We start from the raw sequence: 17,717 nt of genomic DNA on the forward strand, positions 1-17,717 counted from the left end.
TCGCCGGAAGTCCGGGGAGCGCAGACCGACAGCCGCGCCGAAGGGAGGTCCCGTTTCACCGGGGGCCGGAGATTTCACCAGAACCGGACGCACGAAGGGCGGTCGCAGCGCCGTCCCCCGGGTGATGCACGACCGGTGACACCGGGCAGGGCGTGACCGCCGCCGCTACGGCAGCGTCCGGTGGTACGTGCTGTCCGTGTCGGAGTCGTAGACGAGCTTGCCCGCGCCGTCGTAACCCTTCACGTGCGGGGCCAGGGTGACCTGCCGGTCCAGCATCCCGGCGGCCACGAACCAGCCGTGGTCGAGCGTGGCGGCGACCGGGCCCGCGTCGCCGTAGGAGACGGTCACCTTGGCCACCGACGGCTCGACGGCGCCGATGGCCGCCCAGCGGAACGGCAGCTTCCAGTGCCCCTTGTCGAGGTACGACTGCTGGTACAGGACGCCGCCGTTGACATCGGGCACCACCACGCCCGCGTCCGCCGAGTTCGCTTCGCTCGAGCTGACGCTGATGCCGGAGCCCACGCCGTCCTCGATGTCGCACACCACCCGGAAGCCGGCCGGCCGCTCCTTCACACCGACGACGTGGAAGCCGTCACCGGGGGCGTTGGAGTCTCCCGTGCTCTTCGCGGCGAGGATGATCCGGTAGTCCTCGGCCTTGCCCAGACGGGCCTTCGTCCCGCCCTCGGCCTTCAGGCAAGCTGCCAGCCCGTCCGCCGCCTGCGCGAAGGTGATCCCGTCCAGCAGCTGACCGTCGCTCGCCGGCCGCGCGGGCCCCGAGGCGCCGCCGCCGGCCGTCGAACCCGCCGTCGGGCCCGGAGTCGAACCCGCTGTGGTGCCCGCCGTCGTGCCGGGGTTCGCGGCCGTGCCGCCCGGGACGCTCGCCGACGGCTTCGTCGCCGCCGTGTCGGAGCCCCGCCCCCCGCTCCCGCCGGCCACGGCGTACGCCCCCACCGGCACGGCGACCAGCGTCGCCAGCACCGCCCCGGTCAGCGCCACGCGCCGCCGCCGCTCGGCCAGTCCCCGCTGCCGGATCGCCGGATACGGCGCCGGTGACGGGCTGATGGTGTACGCGTCCTCCGCGAGCAGCTCACGCATCCGCGCCTCGAACCCGAAGTCCTCGTGCCCGCCTGTCTCGTTCACCGCTGTCTCCCCGCTCTCCTTGCTCTGCCTGCCCCCGACCGTCCGCCGGCGTGCGGCCCGCGGACAGTCCCGGATACGTTCGCAACTTCGCCAGACCCTTCGACGCCTGGCTCTTGACCGTGCCGGTCGAGCAGCCGAGCACCTCGGCCACCTCCGCCTCGGAGAGGTCCTCCCAGTACCGGAGAACCACCACCGCCCGCTGCCTGGGCGGTAGCTGGGCCAGTCCGGCGAGCAGCGAGCCGCGCTCCTCCACCCGCCCCGCGCCCTCGTCGAGCCCCGCCCGGTCCGGCGGCGCCGCGGTCAGCGCCTCGGTGACCCGCCGCTTGCGGAACCGGTCGCTGTTGCACGTGACCAGCATCCGTCGCACGTACGCCTCCGGGCTGTCGCTGCGCGATATCCGCCGCCACGACCGGTACGCCTTGGCCAGCGCGGTCTGCGTCAGGTCCTCCGCGTGATGGACGTCCCCCGTGAGCAGATACGCGGTTCGCACGAGCCGGGACCACCGCGCTCTGACGAACTCCTGGAACCGGTCCTCTTGTTCGGCCTGCATCAAGCACCCTCCTCGCCCCCCAGACCACCGGAGGGACCGAATCGGTTGCCCGGTCCCGGCGAACGCGTTGGAATGGAGTGATGCACAAGGACGCATGGGCCTGGAGTGAGGACGCCCCCGGAGTGCTCGCCCTGCCCTCCGGCCGGCTCGTCCGCGGCCGCGGCCTGCGCCGCCCGCTCGACCCGTCGGCGCCCGCCCCCGCCTACGGCCTCTACCTGCTGGGCCGGCGCCCCCCGGCGGCGCCCTGGGAGTCCCGCTGGGTCCGCTGGCCCGACTTCCGCCTCCCCGCCGACCGCGAGGACGCCCGCACGGCCCTCACCGAGGCGTGGCGCCGGGCGGCCGACGAGCGCGTGGAGATCGCCTGCTTCGGCGGCCGCGGCCGCACCGGCACCGCCCTGGCCTGCCTGGCCGTCCTGGACGGCGTCCCCCCGAGTCGGGCGGTCGCCTTCGTCCGCCGCCACTACGACCCACACGCGGCGGAAACCCCCTGGCAGCGGCGGTACGTACGGCGGTTCGGCGTTGCCGGCGAAGCGCAGGGCCGCGGCTAGACTGACGCCTCCTCGGGACGGGCACACGAGATCCGCCTGGGACCTGCCGAGGAGGTGAGGATGCCGGCATCCGCGCTAGTGATCGGTGCCGGCGTGGTCGGCCTCACCACGGCGGTCAGCCTCGCGGAGGCGGGCCGGGACGTGCGGGTGGACGCCGAACTGCTTCCCGGCGCCACGACCTCGGCCGCCGCGGGCGCCTCGTGGGATCCGTTTCTGGCCGAACCCGCCGACCTGGTGGAGCGCTGGAGCAAGGAAACGCTGCGCCTTCTGCTGGAGTTCGCAACCGACGACAGCACGGGGGTTCGTCTCGTCGAAGGCACGCACGAGTCCCGCGTGCCGCGGGATGTGCCGACGTGGGCTCCCTGGGTGAATGCCTGCCCGTGCGCGCCAAGGGATCTGCGCCCGGGTTATGTCGAGGGATGGCGCTACCGTGCTCCCGTCGTCGACATGCCCAAGTATCTGGGCTATCTGGCCGACCGATTGGCACACGCCGGCGGGCGGCTGCGACAGCACCGCTACGTCTCACTCGAAGAGGCGCTGTCGGAGGCGCCCGTCATCGTGAACTGCACGGGAACCGGTGCGCGAGCCCTGGTCGGCGACTCGTCCGTGGAGGCGATGCGCGGCCAGCTCGTCGTGGTCGAGAATCCCGGCATCACGACGTTCTTCTGCGACGACACCCCGGAAGCCGAAGAACTCACGTATTTCTACCCGCAGTCCGACGTGGTGGTCCTGGGCGGTACCTCGGACCGGGGGAACTGGGATCTGCGACCCGATGGCGCTGCCGCCGCAGACATCCTCCGACGATGTGCGCAGATCGAGCCTTCTCTCGCCGAGGCCCGGGTGGTGGGGCACCGCGTCGGTCTCAGGCCGGTCAGGCCCCGGGTCCGGCTGGACACGGAAAAGCGTGACGGTGCACTGCTCCTGCACAACTACGGCCATGGAGGCGCCGGGCTGACCCTGTCCTGGGGATGCGCCCGCGAGGCCGTCGACCTGCTGCGCGCCGCTGAGTAGACGACCCGTCGCTCACTCCCTGACCTGCCACTGACGGCGCCCCGCCGTCCCCGCCTCGGGACCGCGGCGGTAGAGATACAGCCAGGTCCGGGCGGAGAGGGCGCAGGCCAGCGCGGCGGTCCAAGGCCAGCTGGTGGTGCGCGTCGCCACGACTGCCGCACCGATGAGGGGCGAGGCCGCCGTGAACGCCATGAGAACGATCTCCACGATGCTCTTGCGGAACCGGTGGGCGATAGAGAACTCCGACCGCTCGTACCACGCGATGCTCACACTCAGCAGGACGGCCAACACCATGGTCGTCCTCGGATCGCCGCTCGCCTGTGCATAGGTGACCGGGAGGGAGATGAGGAACGGCAACACACCACCGAACTCGGAGAGCACGTTGCCGTACTTCATGATCCTCCCGAAGGTGTTCGAGTGGATGCGCGCGAGTTCACCCGAGGCGCTGGCGTAGACGATCAGGGACAACACGGTGCTGAAGGTCGCACCGATCAGGAGAAGGCGCACGTCGTCAGGGAACCGTGTCGAGGTGAAGGCGAAACCCAGGAGGAACGTGATCGCCGCCAGTATCGCCCCGGAGAACGCTATGCCCGCCGCGGCCTCACCCGACTGAAGGGTCGCGGGGTCATCCTGCTCGAAACGCGTGATCTCCAGCGCGGGCTCTCCCCGCAGGGACACCAGCGCGGTCACGGCCTGATCCTGCGATCCGAGGGATTCGATCAGTTGCGTCTGCGCGCGCAGGGGGACGAGATAGCGCGTGTCGGGGTCTATGTACTCGACACGTCTCTTGTGCTGGTAGTGAAGGCAGACGCCGCCGGCGTGCCTGCTGGTGCGCATGACGCGAGTGCCGATGAAGCCGCTCTTCAGCAGGAGACCCGACAGCGGGATGTCCGAGATCTCGATCACGGCTGAGACCAGAGGGGTCGGACCGACGCTCTGCGAGACGCGCAGTGACAGTTCGTCCAGGAGGCGGAGCGCGATCCCCTGCCGGCGCAAGCCGTCGCGGACGGCAGCCGCCGACAGTCGCACATGTCCGGGGGAGGGCCGCTCCGCGGCGACGCATCCGACCACCTCGCCGTCGGACTCGGCGACCCGGACCAGCCCTGCGGCGATCGACTGGGCCAGCAGGGCCGACGACGGAACCTCGGCGGTGTCGCACGTCTCCGCCAGTAATCGGCTGAGTCCCGGCAGATCGTCTGCACGCGCGTTCCGGGTGGACCATGCGCTCACTGCGTCGCGCCCCCTCGGCTGTGTCGCCGATGCGCGGGCCACCGCCCCCCAGCGCATTGTCGGCCTGCTCCCCAAGCCGTTCGATCGTACCGATCAGTTGCCGGGCCGTCTCCGGCCGAGACCGCCCCATACCGAACTGTCCCCGGCGCTCGGGCACGCCCCGCTTCGGGCGTAGGCGAGAATGGGGGCATGAGTCTGTTCCGCGATGACGGGATCGTGCTGCGCACCCAGAAGCTGGGTGAGGCGGATCGCATCATCACGCTGCTCACGCGCGGGCACGGGCGGGTGCGGGCGGTGGCGCGGGGGGTGCGGCGGACGAAGTCGAAGTTCGGGGCGCGGCTCGAGCCGTTCTCCCACGTCGACGTGCAGTTCTTCGCACGGGGCAGCAGCGAGCTGGTCGGACGCGGGCTGCCGCTGTGCACGCAGAGCGAGATCATCGCCCCCTACGGCGGCGGCATCGTGACCGACTACGCCCGCTACACCGCCGGGACGGCCATGCTGGAGACCGCCGAGCGGTTCACCGACCACGAGGGCGAGCCGGCCGTGCAGCAGTACCTGCTGCTCGTGGGCGCGCTGCGGACGCTGGCCCGCGGCGAGCACGCCCCGCATCTGGTGCTGGACGCGTTCCTGCTGCGGTCGCTGGCCGTGAACGGGTACGCCCCCAGCTTCGGGGACTGCGCCAGGTGCGGGATGCCGGGGCCCAACCGGTTCTTCTCGGTCGCCGCCGGCGGCTCCGTCTGCGCGGACTGCCGGGTGGCCGGCAGCGTCGTACCCTCGCCGCAGACCCTGGTGCTCCTGGGCGCGCTGCTCACGGGAGACTGGGAGACGGCCGACGCGTGCGAGCCGCGGCACGTCCGGGAGGGCAGCGGGCTGGTTTCCGCCTATCTGCACTGGCACCTGGAGCGCGGACTGCGCTCCCTTCGGTACGTCGAGAAATAAGCAAGCGAACGTCTAAGGAGACGAGAGGCACATGGTCGTACGCGGGTTCCTGGGGCGGCAGCGTCGGGAGTACAGGACTCCGGAGCCGCACCCGTCCGGCGCTCGGCCGCCGAAGCTCCCGGGCGAGCTGGTCCCCGAGCATGTGGCGATCGTCATGGACGGCAACGGGCGCTGGGCCAAGGAGCGCGGGCTGCCGCGCACCGAGGGGCACAAGGTCGGCGCCGAGCAGGTCCTCGACGTGCTGCAGGGCGCCGTCGAGATGGGCGTGCGCAACATCTCGCTGTACGCCTTCTCCACCGAGAACTGGAAGCGCTCGCCCGACGAGGTCCGCTTCCTGATGAACTTCAACCGCGACTTCATCCGCAAGACCCGCGACCAGCTCGACGAGCTCGGCATCCGGGTGCGCTGGGTGGGCCGGATGCCCAAGCTGTGGAAGTCGGTCGCCAAGGAGCTCCAGGTCGCCCAGGAGCAGACCAAGGACAACGACCGGCTCACCCTGTACTTCTGCATGAACTACGGGGGCCGGGCGGAGATCGCGGACGCGGCGCAGGCGCTCGCCGAGGATGTGAAGGCCGGTCGGCTCGACCCGTCGAAGGTCAACGAGAAGACCCTGGCGAAGTACCTGTACTACCCGGACATGCCGGACGTCGACCTGTTCCTGCGGCCGAGCGGCGAGCAGCGCACCTCCAACTACCTGCTCTGGCAGAGCGCGTACGCGGAACTGGTCTTCCAGGACGTCCTGTGGCCCGACTTCGACCGCCGTGACCTGTGGCGGGCCTGCGTCGAGTTCGCCTCCCGGGACCGCCGTTTCGGCGGCGCGACCCCGAACGAGGTCCTCCTCTCCCTCGAGGGCGAGGCGAACGGCTAGGCCGTTTCCCGCACGTCGCCGGGGTGAGGCGCGCGGGGGCCGGGAGGTCATGGTCATCTGCGGGTCATCCGGCATTCACGGCGGTCGCCGACGATCCGCTCATGAACCGCCTCACCTCCGCAGTGACCTTCACCCTCGCCGCGTGCACCCTGCTGGCCACGGCCCTGCCCGCGCAGGCCGGGGCCGACGGCCCGCCGGCGCTGCCGCACCGTGACAGCTACGGCACGAAGGCCGTCTACGCGCCCGGTCAGAGCGCGCGCACCTACCAGCGGCCGCCGGCCGGGTTCGCGCCCGTCTTCACGGAGAACGTCTCCCGGCACGGTTCGCGCTCCGCGACGGACGGCGAGGACGCCGACCTGGTCCTCGCCCTCTGGGACGAGGCCCGCGCCGCAGGTCAACTCACCCGGAAGGGCGCGGAGTTCGGGCCGAAGGTGCGCGCGCTGCAGGCCGCCATGGCGAAGGTCGGGTACGGCGACCTGAGCGGTCTGGGAAAGCGGGAGATACAGGGCGCCGCCCGCCGCACGGCCGCCCGGCTGCCGTCCCTCTTCGCCGGGATCGCGGCGAACGGCGAGAAGATCGGCGTCGTCAGCTCCGGGCAGGGACGGGCCGTCGACAGCGCCGATCTGTACGCGGGGGCCCTCGCGGCCGCCGATCCGGATCTCGCGCCGCTGATCGGCGCGACCCGCACCGACAAGGATCTGCTCTACTTCCACAAGGCGGACGGCGGCGCGGCCTACCGCGACTACATCGCGCACGACGGGCGTCTCGCGAGCACCCTGACACAGATCACCGACCAGCCCCGGACCCACCAGGCCGCATCGAGCGTCCTGCGCCGTCTGTTCAAGGCCGCCTTCGTCGAGCGGATCGCCGTCGCCGACCGGGTCGCCGCCGCGACGGCCGTCTACAACCTGTACGCCATCGCCCCGGCGATGGGCGACGAGAGCCCCGGCGGCCGGGGCTGGGGGATGCAGCGGTACATCTCGGCCTCCGACGCCGCCTGGTTCGGGTACCTGAGCGACGCCGAGGACTTCTACGAGAAGGGTCCCGGTTTCGCCGGCAGCGACATCACGTACCGGATGGCGGACGTCCTGCTCGACGACTTCTTCCGGCAGGCGGAGGCCAAGAAAGCCGGTACGAGTGACCTGGGCGCGCAACTGCGTTTCACGCACGCCGAGGAGATCATTCCGCTGGCCGCCCTGATGGGCCTGCCCGGCAGCACGAAGCCGGTCACCGCGGACCGGCCGTACACCTATGCGGGCAACGCCTGGCGGGGCGCGGACGTGGCCCCGCTCGGCGCGAACATCCAGTGGGACGTCTACGAGAAGAACGGCCGCTATCTGGTCCGCATGCTCTACAACGAGAAGGAGACGGCCTTCAAGGCGGGCTGCGCCCCGATCGCGAAGGGCAGCAGGTTCTACGACCTGGACGAGCTGGAGAGGTGCTTCGGCCGGGGCTGAGCGCAGGGCGGGGCGGGGGTGGCGGGTGTGGCGGTCACTTGTCCGCGCAGTCGGAGCACGTGCCGAAGATCTCCACGGTGTGGGCCACGCTGACGTAGCCGTGCTCCGCCGCGATCGCCTCGGCCCACTTCTCGACCGCGGGACCCTCCACCTCCACGGCCTTGCCGCAGACGCGGCAGACGAGGTGGTGGTGGTGCTCGCCGGTGGAGCAGCGGCGGTACACCGACTCGCCGTCCGACGTGCGCAGGACGTCGACCTCGCCGGCGTCGGCGAGGGACTGGAGCGTGCGGTACACCGTGGTCAGGCCCACCGAGTCGCCCTTGTGCTTGAGCATGTCGTGCAGTTCCTGAGCGCTGCGGAACTCCTCGACCTCGTCGAGCGCGGCCGCCACCGCGGCACGCTGCCGGGTGGAGCGGCCCCTCACAGGCGGTCCAGCGGTCGTCACCGTCGTCTCCTCACATCTGCGGGTTGCCGGGCCATTGTGCCAGCCGCGGCTGTGCGCAGTCAGACGCCGACCCCGTCACCCGCGTCCCGGGTGGCCGGAATCGTGCACTCGGCGGGGTCGCCGGCCGGTCCCTGCGCGGCCAGGGCGCGGGCGCGGCGGCGGGCCAGCGGGGCGGCCAGCACGCCGAGCGCGATGAACGCGGCGATGGTCAGCAGGACGATCGTCGCACCGGGCGGAACGTCCTGGTAGTAGGAGGTGGCGGTGCCGCCGAGGGTCACCGTCACGCCGATCGCGACGGCGATCGCGAAGGTGGCGGCGAAGCTGCGGCTGAGCTGCTGGGCGGCGGCCACGGGGACCACCATCAGGGCGCTGACCAGCAGCAGGCCCACCACCCGCATGGCGACGGTCACCGTCACCGCCGCGGTGACGGCCGTCAGCAGGTTCAGCGCCCGCACGGGCAGGCCCGTCACGCGGGCGAACTCCTCGTCCTGGCTGACCGCGAAGAGCTGGCGGCGCAGACCCAGGGTGACCGCGACGACGAAGGCCGCGAGCAGACAGATCGCGGTGACGTCCGACTCGGAGACGGTCGACAGGGACCCGAAGAGGTACGACGTCAGGTTGGCGTTGGAGCCGCCCGGCGCGAGGTTGATGAACATCACGCCGCCGGCCATGCCGCCGTAGAAGAGCATGGCGAGGGCGATGTCGCCGCGGGTCCTGCCGTACCAGCGGATGAGTTCCATCGCCACCGCGCCCAGGACGGAGACGGCGGTCGCCATCCACACCGGGGAGGCGTTGAGGAGGAAGCCGAGGCCGACGCCGGTCATCGCGACATGGCCGATGCCGTCGCCCATGAGGGCCTGGCGGCGCTGGACGAGGTAGATGCCGACCGCGGGCGCGGTGATGCCGACGAGGACGGCGGCGAGCAGGGCCCGCTGCATGAAGGCGTAGTCGAGGATGTCCATCAGCTCAGCAGTCCCGTGCGGATCGGTTCGACGCCCGCGGGGGCGTGCGGGTGTACGTGGTCGTGGCCGGGGAGGGCGTGCTGCCCGACGGCCGGAGTGGGCGGGCCGTCGTGCAGGACGCAGCCGTCGCGCAGGACGACCGCCCGGTCGATGAGGGGCTCCAGCGGGCCCAGTTCGTGCAGTACGAGCAGGACGGTCGTGCCCGCCGCGACCTGGTCCTTCAGGGTGCGGGCCAGGACCTCCTGGCTGGCGAGGTCGACGCCGGCCATCGGCTCGTCCATGATCAGCAGTTCGGGTTCGGCGGCGAGCGCGCGGGCGATGAGCACGCGCTGGTGCTGGCCGCCGGAGAGGGCGTCCACGTTGTCCTTGGCGCGGTCGGCCATGCCGACGAGGTCCAAGGCCCGGCGGACGGCGGCGTGGTCGGCCTGGCGGAAGACGCCGAAGCGGGTGCGCGAGAGCCGGCCGGAGGAGACGATCTCCGTCACCGTGGCCGGGACGCCGCCCGCGGCCGTGGTGCGCTGCGGCACGTATCCGATCCGCGACCAGTCCCGGAACCGGCGGTGCGCCGCGCCGAACAGCTCGATCTCGCCCGCTTCGATCGCCACCTGGCCGATGACGCTGCGCACGGCCGTCGACTTTCCCGAGCCGTTCGCGCCGAGCAGGGCGACGACCTCACCGCGCCGCACGGTGAGGTCGACGCCCCGCAGCACGGGGCGCGAGCCCAGCTGGGCGCGGACTGCGCGCATCGCGATCACGGGCTCGGCCTTCGCGTCCATGACGCCCTCCGTAGAGATCACTTGGTACCCAGGGCCGTCTGCAGCGCCTTGAGGTTCGCCTGCTGGACCGAGAAGTAGTCCTTGCCGCGGGACTTGTCCGTGATGCCCTCGATCGGGTCGAGGACGTCCGTCTTCAGTCCGGCGTCGCCGGCGATGGTCTTCGCGGTCTTGTCGCTGACGAGCGTCTCGTAGAACACCGTGGTGACGCCGTCCGCCTTGGCCATCTTCTCAAGCTCCTTCACGCGCGCGGCGCTGGGCTCCGACTCGGGGTCGAGGCCGTTGATGGCCTCCTCGGTCAGGCCGTAGCGCTCGGCGAGGTAGCCGAAGGCGGCGTGGGTGGTGACGAACACCTTGGTCTTCGTGTTCGCCAGCCCGGCCTTGAACTCGGTGTTGAGGTCGCCGAGCTTCTTCACCAGGGTCGCGGTGTTGCTTCTGTAGTCGGCCGCGTGGTCCGGGTCGGCCTTCTCGAAGGCCTTGCCGACGCCCTCGGCGACCTGGGCGTAGCGCACCGGGTCGAGCCAGATGTGCGGGTCGAGGCCGGCCAGCTCCTCGTTCTCGTGGTCGTCGTGCTCGGCCGCGTGGCCGCCGACCTCGTTGCCGTGTTTCTCCAGCGAGGTGAGGGAGGCGGCGTCGATCTTCGTCTTGACCTCGGACTGGGCCACCGCGTCGTCGACGGAGGGCTGGAGGTTCTTCAGGTAGAGCACCGCGTCGGACTCCTGGAGCGCGGCGGTCTGCTTGGCGCTGATCTCCAGGTCGTGCGGCTCCTGGCCGGGCTGGGTGAGGCTGGTGACGTGGGCGTGGGCCCCGCCTATCTGCTCGGCGAGGAAGGCCATCGGGTAGAACGACGCGACGACGTCGAACTTGTCCGTGCCGGCCGCGGCCGCGCTGTCGGTGGAGCAGGCCGAGAGGGTGCCGAGGCCGAGGGCGGTGGCCGCCGCGACAGCCGCGCCGGATATGAGTCGTCGTGCGTTCATGACACTCATTTTCAACAAATATGGAAACCGTTGTCAACAAGCTGAGGGGCAAGGGGCGAGTAAGGGCCCGGTAAGCCCCGAAGGGCTGCGGTATGGCCCCCTGTGAGCCTGGGCCCGATTTGGTCGAGGGGGAGTCCCCGCCGGTACCCTGAAGTCTTCGCTGGAAGCACCTCGCTTCGTCGCCCGTCGTCGTTATGAAGAGAGCACCGTGGCCGCCGACAAGATCGACACCATCGTCAGCCTGAGCAAGCGCCGTGGCTTCGTATTCCCCTGCAGTGAGATCTACGGCGGCCAGAAGGCCGCCTGGGACTACGGACCGCTGGGTGTCGAGCTCAAGGAGAACCTGAAGCGCCAGTGGTGGCGCTACATGGTGACGTCGCGCGAGGACGTGGTCGGCATCGACTCGTCCGTCATCCTGGCTCCCGAGGTCTGGGTGGCCTCCGGTCACGTCGCCACCTTCTCCGACCCGCTCACCGAGTGCACCGCCTGTCACAAGAGGTTCCGCGCGGACCACCTGGAAGAGGCGTACGAGGCCAAGCACAAGCGCCTGCCGGAGAACGGCCTGGCCGACGTGAACTGCCCCAACTGCGGCAACAAGGGCCAGTTCACCGAGCCCAAGCAGTTCTCGGGTCTGCTCTCCACCCACCTCGGCCCGACCCAGGACACCGGCTCCGTCGCCTACCTGCGGCCCGAGACCGCCCAGGGCATCTTCACCAACTTCGCCCAGGTGCAGACCACTTCGCGCCGCAAGCCGCCGTTCGGCATCGCGCAGATGGGCAAGTCCTTCCGCAACGAGATCACGCCCGGCAACTTCATCTTCCGCACCCGCGAGTTCGAGCAGATGGAGATGGAGTTCTTCGTCAAGCCGGGCGAGGACGAGAAGTGGCAGGAGTACTGGATGGAGCAGCGCTGGAACTGGTACACCGGTCTCGGCATGCGTGAAGAGAACATGCGGTGGTACGACCACCCGAAGGAGAAGCTCTCCCACTACTCCAAGCGCACCGCCGACATCGAGTACCGCTTCCAGTTCGGCGGCAACGAGTGGGGCGAGCTGGAGGGCGTCGCCAACCGGACCGACTACGACCTCTCCGCTCACTCCAAGGCCTCCGGCCAGGACCTCTCCTTCTTCGACCAGGAGGCCGGCGAGCGCTGGACGCCGTACGTCATCGAGCCCGCGGCCGGCGTCGGCCGCGCGATGCTGGCGTTCCTGCTCGACGCCTACGTCGAGGACGAGGCGCCCAACGCCAAGGGCAAGCTGGAGAAGCGCACGGTCCTGCGTCTCGACCACCGTCTCGCCCCGGTGAAGGTCGCGGTCCTGCCGCTGTCCCGCAACCCCGAGCTGTCGCCGAAGGCCAAGGGCCTCGCCGCAGCGCTGCGCCAGAACTGGAACATCGAGTTCGACGACGCCGGCGCGATCGGCCGCCGCTACCGCCGCCAGGACGAGATCGGCACGCCGTTCTGCGTGACGGTCGACTTCGACACCCTCGAGGACAACGCGGTCACCGTCCGCGAGCGTGACTCGATGAAGCAGGAGCGGGTGTCCCTCGACCAGATCGAGGGCTACCTCGCCGCCCGCCTGATCGGCGCGTGACCGCTCACGGCGCTCAGCACCACGAGGCCGGCCCCGACGGGACTCCCGTCGGGGCCGGCCTCGCGTCATGCCGTGCAGTCCCGCTCGCGCCGGTGGCCGCGCAGCAGCACTTCGGCGTCGGTCTCCGCGTTGTGGTCGTACGCGGCACGGGTCTCGGCGCGCCGCCCCCCGGGCGGAGCCGACATGCCGTCGACGAGGCCGTCGTGGGCGTGCGACCGCGCACATTCCGCAGATGCGGAACGGGTGGATGCCGGCGCGAAGGGCGGTCACGGGGCGCGGTCGGGAGCCCCGGCGACGGTTCGCGGAGTTGCGCCCGCTGCGGGCCGGCGAAGGGGCGCGGCTCCGGGAGACGCTGTGCCGTCCGTGCCTACAGGTCGACGTCCACGTAGAGCGCCGCGTGGTCGGAGGCCGCGGTGCCCTTCGAGGTCACCGTGTCGAAGGACTTGATGTCCTTCGCGAAGATGCCGCGGGTCTCCAGGCCGACGTGCTGGACCTGCGGCCACAGCTCGGGCGAGAGCAGGATGTAGTCGAGCTTGTCCCGCTCGCTCCTGCACTCCCCGTGGGTGCCGGGCAGTCCGCGATAGGCGTGGTGACTCATCACGTCCCGCAGCCCGGTGTCCCGGAGGACCGTGGCGGGGTCGCTGTCCGGGTCGTCGTTGAGGTCCCCGGCGACGACGACGTGCGGGGTGCGCTCCAGCGCGGCCCGGTAGATCTCCGCGACCCGCTCGGCCTGTGCAAGGCGCAGACCGGGATTGTCCTGGAACTTGCTCTTCAGGTGGTTGCCGAGGACCACCAGGGGCGTCCCGTTCAGCCGGATCTCGAACTCGGGGCAGTCGCGGCTGAAGAGGCGCAGGTCGGGTCGTTCGGGGTCGGTGTCGAAGAGGTGGGACCGCACGGACGTGATGGGGTGCCGGCTGAGGATGCCGACGTCGATGCCCCGGGGGTCGTTGCCGTCGATCAACAGGGCGTAGGGGTACGGCCGCCGGCCGAGCGCCCCGGCCAGCACCTGCGTGTTGAAGCGCTCCAGGGTGAGCCGGTCCTCGACCTCCACGGTGAGCAGGATGTCGGCGTCCACCTCCGAGACCACCCGGCCGGTGTTGCGCACCACGCTCAGTTCGAAGTCGTCCTGACCCAGTTCGGCCCAACCGGCCCACGCGGCACGGCCCTTGGCGGTGACCTCGACGCGGGTGTTCTTTCCGGTGCCCGTCGTCTTGAAGAGCCCCGAGTCCTTGCCCGGCCGTGACTGGTTCACGTAGATGGGCGGCGGGTCCTTCGGGTCGATGTCGTACGCCCGGTGCTTCTCGACGAGTCCGGCGATCTTCTTCTTGTCGTCGTCCGTGTACACCGGCAGGTCGAGGAGGGCGACCAGCGTGGCGAAGTCGTCCAGGATCTCCTTGCGCTTCGCCGGGTCCTCGATGCGGAACGCGGTGGGCCGGCGGAAGAGGTTCTCCATGTTGAAGGTGGCGATGCGGATGCTCATGGCAGCCTCCATGGCGGCGCGAAGGGCCGCTCGGCCGGCGGCAGGCGCCGCCGAGGTGACTGCGCACCGACATATCCCATTGTCCTCGCGTCTCGCGCCCCGTCGACCGGACGGACCCCGCGGGGCCGCGGCCCACGCATCGCGACAGATTGCAGATGACAGATATTGAAATCTGTCATCTGTCATGGCAGGGTGGTGTGCATGACGATGCGAACCCGTTCCCTCGGCACCACCGGCCCCCAGGTCTCCGCCCTCGGTCTCGGCTGCATGGGCATGTCCGCGCTGTACGGCGGCGCGGACCGGGCCGAGGGGATCGCGACGATCCACGCGGCCCTCGAGGCCGGCGTGACCCTGCTGGACACCGGCGACTTCTACGGCATGGGCCACAACGAGCTGCTGATCGGCGAAGCGCTGCGCACCGCGCCCGCCGCCCGCCGTGAACAGGCCCTGACCAGTGTGAAGTTCGGCGCCCTGCGTGGGCCGGACGGCTCCTGGGCCGGCTACGACGGCCGGCCCGCAGCCGTGAAGAACTTCGCCGCCTACTCCCTCCAGCGCCTGGGAGTCGATCACATCGACGTCTACCGCCTCGCCCGGCTCGACTCCGACGTGCCGATCGAGGAGACGGTCGGTGCGATCGCCGAACTGGTCGAGAAGGGGTACGTGCGGCACATCGGCCTCAGCGAGGTCGGCGCCGAGACCATCCGCAGGGCCGCCGCCACCGCGCCGATCGCCGACCTGCAGATCGAGTACGCGCTGATCTCCCGCGGCATCGAGCAGTCGATCCTGCCCGTGACCCGTGAACTGGGGATCTCGATCACCGCGTACGGCGTGCTGTCGCGCGGACTGATCTCCGGCCACTTCACCGCCGAGCGCCGGCTCGCCGCCGACGACTTCCGGGCCCACTCGCCCCGCTTCCAGGGTGACAACCTCCAGCACAACCTGAACCTGGTGGAGGCCCTGCGGAAGATCGCCGAAGAGAAGGGCGTCTCCGTCGCGCAGATCGCGATCGCATGGGTGCTGGCCCAGGGCGAGGACATCGTGCCGTTGATCGGCGCGCGGACCAGGGAGCGGCTCGCGGAGTCGCTGGGCGCGCTGGACGTCGTCCTCGAGGCCGGCGACCTCGCCGCGATCGAGGAGGCCGTCCCGGCAGGCGCGGCCGCCGGCGAGCGCTACGCGGCGGCCGCGATGGCCCACCTCGACAGCGAGCGCTGACCCGACCTCCGGGTACGGTCTGAGCATGCCACCGACCACCGAGACCCTGACCGCCGAGCGCATCCTCGAGGCGACCGAGGAGGTGCTGCGGCGGCACGGCCCGGCCAAGGCCACCGTGGTCGACGTGGCCCGCGCGCTAGGCGTCAGCCACGGCAGCGTCTACCGGCACTTCCGCACCAAGGCGGCGCTGCGGGCGGCGGTCACGAAGCGGTGGCTGGACCGTACGTCGCAGACCTTGTCCGCTATCACCGCCGACGCGTCACGGTCCCCGGAGACGCGGCTGCGCGACTGGCTCGCGGCGCTCTTCGAGGCCAAGCGCCGCAAGGCGGGCGACGACCCCGAACTGTTCGCCACGTACATGGTGCTGACCGGGGAGACCGGTGACGTGGTCGACGAACACCTCGACGACCTGACCGGTCAGCTGACCCGGATCATCGAGGCGGGAGTCGCGTCCGGCGCGTTCGCCGCCCCCGCCCCGCAGGCTGCCGCCCGCGCCGTCTTCCACGCCACCGGCCGCTTCCACGACCCCGGATACCACCGGGTGTGGGAGCGGCCGGGCGTCGAGGAAGACTTCACAGCCGTGGTCGACCTGCTGCTACGGGGCCTGCGGGCCACTCCCTGAGCGGTCCCGGGCGTCCCGGGCCTCCTGAGGGTCGCCCTCGTCCCGGCCGCCGCGCGGTCTACCTGTCGGAGATGTCGAGCCTGCTCACCAGGATGGCCGAGGTGTCGTGCTCCCATACGACGAAGAACTTGCCGGGCGCGTACTCGTCGGCCATCGGGTAGGTGTCCCAGCCCGCGCCGGTTCCGGCCGGCGTCGGGTCGTTGGGTCCTGTGGGGTCGGCGAACAGCTCGCTGCTCGACCAGGCTGCCGTGCCGGTGTTCTTGGTCCGGTAGTTCATGGCCTGGCGGATCGGGTCCGTCTTGGTGTTGTAGATGGTCAGATACCGGCCGGTGCTGTCCTTGGTGAAGTAGCCCTTGGAGTCGTTGTTGGGCACGTTGGTGTCCAGCCGGAAGGGGCTCCAGGACACCTTGACGACGGTGCCGGTCTCGGTGGTCGTCTTCGTGACGTCGGCGGTGGCGGTCAGTGCGAACGACGCGGCCCCGTCCACCGGAGGCTTGCTGCGGGCGACCATGAGCAGCTTGTTCGGGTCGTCCTGAGAGATGACGAGTTGCGGTTCGCCGGGCAGGTGGTCCGTGGGGTTGGGCACGGGGCCGGCTGCCGTCCACTTCACGAGATCCACGGAGTACAGAACCCCGTTCTCCCGCTTCGACGCCCAGTACGGCATGACATACAGTCCGTTGGCCATCTGGACCGGGCGTCCGGCGAGGGCGAGGTTCTGCTTGCCGGGGAGGCTCGCGTCCGTCGTCGGGTTGAGCGGCATGTCGATGGTGAAGTCGTGCCAGGTGTGCCCCCCGTCGGTGCTCTCCTTGGCGACGACGGCGTCTATCGGCAGGCCGCTGTAGTTGGTGATCGCCGTTCGGCCCATGTACGCGAAGATCCGGTTGCCCGTCTTGTAGAGCTCGACGTAGTGCCAGGAGTACTCGCTGGTCTCCTGCGCCAGCGTCTGCGGCCGGCTCCAGGTCACGCCGCCGTCGGTGGTGTAGGAGTACCGGATGTACCCGTGGTCGAAGACCGAGTTGGCGGGCGAGGTGATCACCGAGGCGGTGGTGCCCTCCCGCCACACCACGACCGCGTCGTTCGCGCTGGTGCTGATGATGTCGGGGGTGCGGGGCCCGTCGCCCTCGGTCACGGTGTTCTGGTAGACGAGCCGCGGGGTGGGGGGACTCGCGGCGGACGCGCGGTCGGGCGCGCTGACCAGGGTCATGAGCAGCGCGGCGACGAGACCGAGGAACCCGGCCACGAGGGCCGGCCGGGACCGGCGCGCGCGGGACCGGCGCGAGGAGGACTGTTCCGTTACCAGAGCCACTGTTGCTCCTTGCTCGCGTCGCAGGTCCGCTGAGCGGGTTTGACTCTGTCGTTCGTCGAGGCGCCGACTATGGCCAGGCAGAACTTGCTGTTGACGTTCCTCAGCCGGTCGATGGAGTCGTGCGCCCAGACCTGCTCGGCGTCCTCGGCGCTCTCGCCGCCGTTGCACGGCCACTGGATGGGGTTGGCGCCCTCCAGCTTGGTGCCGCTCGCCATGGCCAGGCACAGGCCGCTCGCCAGGTTCTTCACCTGATAGCCGCCGGGCACGGCTATGAGCGCCCAGTACTGGCTCTCGCTGGTGCTGCACGGCCACTGGATCGGGTAGTCACCTTGTGTCGAGCTGGAACCACCGGCCACGGCGGCGCACTTCCCGGTGCCCTGGTTGTAGAGCCGGGCGTAGACGGGGGTGGCGTCGGCAGCCACTGCGGCGGCCTCGGCGGTGGTCGCCGCCGCAGCCGTGGTGGTCGCCGCGGTGGCCGCCGTCGCCGTGCCGGTGAGCGAGGAGGCGCTGAGCAGGGGCGCGGTCAGAAGGGCCGCAGCGGCCAGGGCAAGGGGCATCCGGAAGGTTCTACCCATGGAGGAGTTCTCCCGACGTGGGAAAAACGGG

Annotated in this window: 18 protein-coding genes; 8 read left to right on the forward strand and 10 right to left on the reverse strand. The window is 70.7% G+C overall.

Going from position 1 to position 17,717, the window contains the following annotated elements; genetic code table 11:
• Window positions 1-165: 165 nt before the first annotated feature.
• Both ACN6LD_RS00180 and ACN6LD_RS00185 read right to left on the reverse strand, forming a co-directional pair.
• Window positions 166-1,140, reverse strand: coding sequence for a hypothetical protein (locus ACN6LD_RS00180; protein ID WP_445042131.1), 975 nt, complete (start codon window positions 1,138-1,140; stop codon window positions 166-168).
• On the reverse strand, window positions 1,088-1,690 hold the full coding sequence (locus tag ACN6LD_RS00185; protein WP_445042132.1) for a SigE family RNA polymerase sigma factor: 603 nt from the start codon (window positions 1,688-1,690) through the stop codon (window positions 1,088-1,090). Before ACN6LD_RS00185 ends, ACN6LD_RS00180 begins: the two co-directional genes overlap by 53 nt.
• Before the next feature lie 80 nt (window positions 1,691-1,770).
• Between ACN6LD_RS00185 and ACN6LD_RS00190 the strand changes: the two genes are divergently transcribed.
• Together ACN6LD_RS00190 and ACN6LD_RS00195 are read left to right on the forward strand one after the other, a co-directional pair.
• Window positions 1,771-2,238 carry a protein-tyrosine phosphatase family protein gene (locus ACN6LD_RS00190; protein WP_445042133.1) on the forward strand — a complete coding sequence of 156 codons (468 nt, stop codon included), beginning with the start codon at window positions 1,771-1,773 and terminating at the stop codon, window positions 2,236-2,238.
• A gap of 60 nt (window positions 2,239-2,298) precedes the next feature.
• Complete coding sequence (locus ACN6LD_RS00195) at window positions 2,299-3,249, forward strand: FAD-dependent oxidoreductase (protein WP_445042134.1); 951 nt, start codon at window positions 2,299-2,301, stop codon at window positions 3,247-3,249.
• Between the two features lie 12 nt (window positions 3,250-3,261).
• Here ACN6LD_RS00195 and ACN6LD_RS00200 read toward each other — a convergent pair whose 3' ends face one another.
• On the reverse strand, window positions 3,262-4,479 hold the full coding sequence (locus ACN6LD_RS00200; protein ID WP_445042135.1) for a GNAT family N-acetyltransferase: 1,218 nt from the start codon (window positions 4,477-4,479) through the stop codon (window positions 3,262-3,264).
• Window positions 4,480-4,668: 189 nt separating this feature from the next.
• Between ACN6LD_RS00200 and recO the strand changes: the two genes are divergently transcribed.
• From recO to ACN6LD_RS00215, 3 genes are all read left to right on the forward strand, one after another.
• Entirely contained in the window at window positions 4,669-5,418 is a 750-nt protein-coding gene (recO, locus tag ACN6LD_RS00205; protein WP_057574747.1) for a DNA repair protein RecO, read from the forward strand.
• 31 nt (window positions 5,419-5,449) lie between these two features.
• On the forward strand, window positions 5,450-6,286 hold the full coding sequence (locus tag ACN6LD_RS00210) for an isoprenyl transferase (protein WP_319198199.1): 837 nt from the start codon (window positions 5,450-5,452) through the stop codon (window positions 6,284-6,286).
• Between the two features lie 101 nt (window positions 6,287-6,387).
• Complete coding sequence (locus ACN6LD_RS00215) at window positions 6,388-7,743, forward strand: histidine-type phosphatase (protein WP_319198201.1); 1,356 nt, start codon at window positions 6,388-6,390, stop codon at window positions 7,741-7,743.
• Between the two features lie 34 nt (window positions 7,744-7,777).
• On the opposite strand, the gene ACN6LD_RS00220 is transcribed toward ACN6LD_RS00215, so the two are convergent.
• Genes ACN6LD_RS00220 through ACN6LD_RS00235 form a run of 4 tightly spaced genes read right to left on the reverse strand, consistent with a single transcriptional unit; the run spans window position 7,778 to window position 10,900 of the window.
• On the reverse strand, window positions 7,778-8,188 hold the full coding sequence (locus tag ACN6LD_RS00220; protein WP_319195055.1) for a Fur family transcriptional regulator: 411 nt from the start codon (window positions 8,186-8,188) through the stop codon (window positions 7,778-7,780).
• A gap of 59 nt (window positions 8,189-8,247) precedes the next feature.
• Complete coding sequence (locus ACN6LD_RS00225; RefSeq protein WP_445042136.1) at window positions 8,248-9,150, reverse strand: metal ABC transporter permease; 903 nt, start codon at window positions 9,148-9,150, stop codon at window positions 8,248-8,250.
• Window positions 9,150-9,926, reverse strand: coding sequence for a metal ABC transporter ATP-binding protein (locus ACN6LD_RS00230; protein ID WP_319195051.1), 777 nt, complete (start codon window positions 9,924-9,926; stop codon window positions 9,150-9,152). Before ACN6LD_RS00230 ends, ACN6LD_RS00225 begins: the two co-directional genes overlap by 1 nt.
• Before the next feature lie 17 nt (window positions 9,927-9,943).
• Entirely contained in the window at window positions 9,944-10,900 is a 957-nt protein-coding gene (locus tag ACN6LD_RS00235) for a metal ABC transporter substrate-binding protein (protein ID WP_319195050.1), read from the reverse strand.
• Between the two features lie 208 nt (window positions 10,901-11,108).
• Between ACN6LD_RS00235 and ACN6LD_RS00240 the strand changes: the two genes are divergently transcribed.
• Window positions 11,109-12,491: a glycine--tRNA ligase gene (locus ACN6LD_RS00240; protein WP_319195048.1), complete on the forward strand. Its 1,383-nt coding sequence runs from the start codon at window positions 11,109-11,111 to the stop codon at window positions 12,489-12,491.
• Between the two features lie 367 nt (window positions 12,492-12,858).
• On the opposite strand, the gene ACN6LD_RS00245 is transcribed toward ACN6LD_RS00240, so the two are convergent.
• Window positions 12,859-13,971, reverse strand: coding sequence for an endonuclease/exonuclease/phosphatase family protein (locus ACN6LD_RS00245; RefSeq protein WP_319195046.1), 1,113 nt, complete (start codon window positions 13,969-13,971; stop codon window positions 12,859-12,861).
• 201 nt (window positions 13,972-14,172) lie between these two features.
• Here ACN6LD_RS00245 and ACN6LD_RS00250 point away from each other — a divergent pair, with 201 nt between their 5' ends.
• Window positions 14,173-15,183, forward strand: a complete 1,011-nt coding sequence (locus ACN6LD_RS00250) for an aldo/keto reductase (protein ID WP_445042137.1) — start codon at window positions 14,173-14,175, stop codon at window positions 15,181-15,183.
• A gap of 25 nt (window positions 15,184-15,208) precedes the next feature.
• Entirely contained in the window at window positions 15,209-15,805 is a 597-nt protein-coding gene (locus ACN6LD_RS00255) for a TetR/AcrR family transcriptional regulator (RefSeq protein ID WP_319195043.1), read from the forward strand.
• A 58-nt stretch (window positions 15,806-15,863) separates the two neighbouring features.
• On the opposite strand, the gene ACN6LD_RS00260 is transcribed toward ACN6LD_RS00255, so the two are convergent.
• Both ACN6LD_RS00260 and ACN6LD_RS00265 read right to left on the reverse strand, forming a co-directional pair.
• Window positions 15,864-17,111: a sialidase family protein gene (locus ACN6LD_RS00260; RefSeq protein WP_445042138.1), complete on the reverse strand. Its 1,248-nt coding sequence runs from the start codon at window positions 17,109-17,111 to the stop codon at window positions 15,864-15,866.
• Window positions 17,099-17,686, reverse strand: a complete 588-nt coding sequence (locus ACN6LD_RS00265) for an RICIN domain-containing protein (protein ID WP_319195040.1) — start codon at window positions 17,684-17,686, stop codon at window positions 17,099-17,101. Before ACN6LD_RS00265 ends, ACN6LD_RS00260 begins: the two co-directional genes overlap by 13 nt.
• Window positions 17,687-17,717 lie beyond the last annotated feature (31 nt).

The organism is Streptomyces sp. SAS_272 (assembly GCF_052543235.1).

Bases quoted from the DNA above. Each gene is read 5' to 3' on its own strand.
- ACN6LD_RS00210 (WP_319198199.1), top strand. From the start codon at position 5,450: ATGGTCGTACGCGGGTTCCTGGGGCGGCAGCGTCGGGAGTACAGGACT.
- ACN6LD_RS00255 (WP_319195043.1), top strand. From the start codon at position 15,209: ATGCCACCGACCACCGAGACCCTGACCGCCGAGCGCATCCTCGAGGCG.
- ACN6LD_RS00265 (WP_319195040.1), bottom strand. From the start codon at position 17,686: ATGGGTAGAACCTTCCGGATGCCCCTTGCCCTGGCCGCTGCGGCCCTT.
- ACN6LD_RS00250 (WP_445042137.1), top strand. From the start codon at position 14,173: ATGACGATGCGAACCCGTTCCCTCGGCACCACCGGCCCCCAGGTCTCC.
- ACN6LD_RS00215 (WP_319198201.1), top strand. From the start codon at position 6,388: ATGAACCGCCTCACCTCCGCAGTGACCTTCACCCTCGCCGCGTGCACC.
- ACN6LD_RS00230 (WP_319195051.1), bottom strand. From the start codon at position 9,926: ATGGACGCGAAGGCCGAGCCCGTGATCGCGATGCGCGCAGTCCGCGCC.
- ACN6LD_RS00190 (WP_445042133.1), top strand. From the start codon at position 1,771: ATGCACAAGGACGCATGGGCCTGGAGTGAGGACGCCCCCGGAGTGCTC.
- ACN6LD_RS00235 (WP_319195050.1), bottom strand. From the start codon at position 10,900: ATGAACGCACGACGACTCATATCCGGCGCGGCTGTCGCGGCGGCCACC.
- ACN6LD_RS00245 (WP_319195046.1), bottom strand. From the start codon at position 13,971: ATGAGCATCCGCATCGCCACCTTCAACATGGAGAACCTCTTCCGCCGG.
- recO (WP_057574747.1), top strand. From the start codon at position 4,669: ATGAGTCTGTTCCGCGATGACGGGATCGTGCTGCGCACCCAGAAGCTG.
- ACN6LD_RS00185 (WP_445042132.1), bottom strand. From the start codon at position 1,690: ATGCAGGCCGAACAAGAGGACCGGTTCCAGGAGTTCGTCAGAGCGCGG.
- ACN6LD_RS00225 (WP_445042136.1), bottom strand. From the start codon at position 9,150: ATGGACATCCTCGACTACGCCTTCATGCAGCGGGCCCTGCTCGCCGCC.
- ACN6LD_RS00195 (WP_445042134.1), top strand. From the start codon at position 2,299: ATGCCGGCATCCGCGCTAGTGATCGGTGCCGGCGTGGTCGGCCTCACC.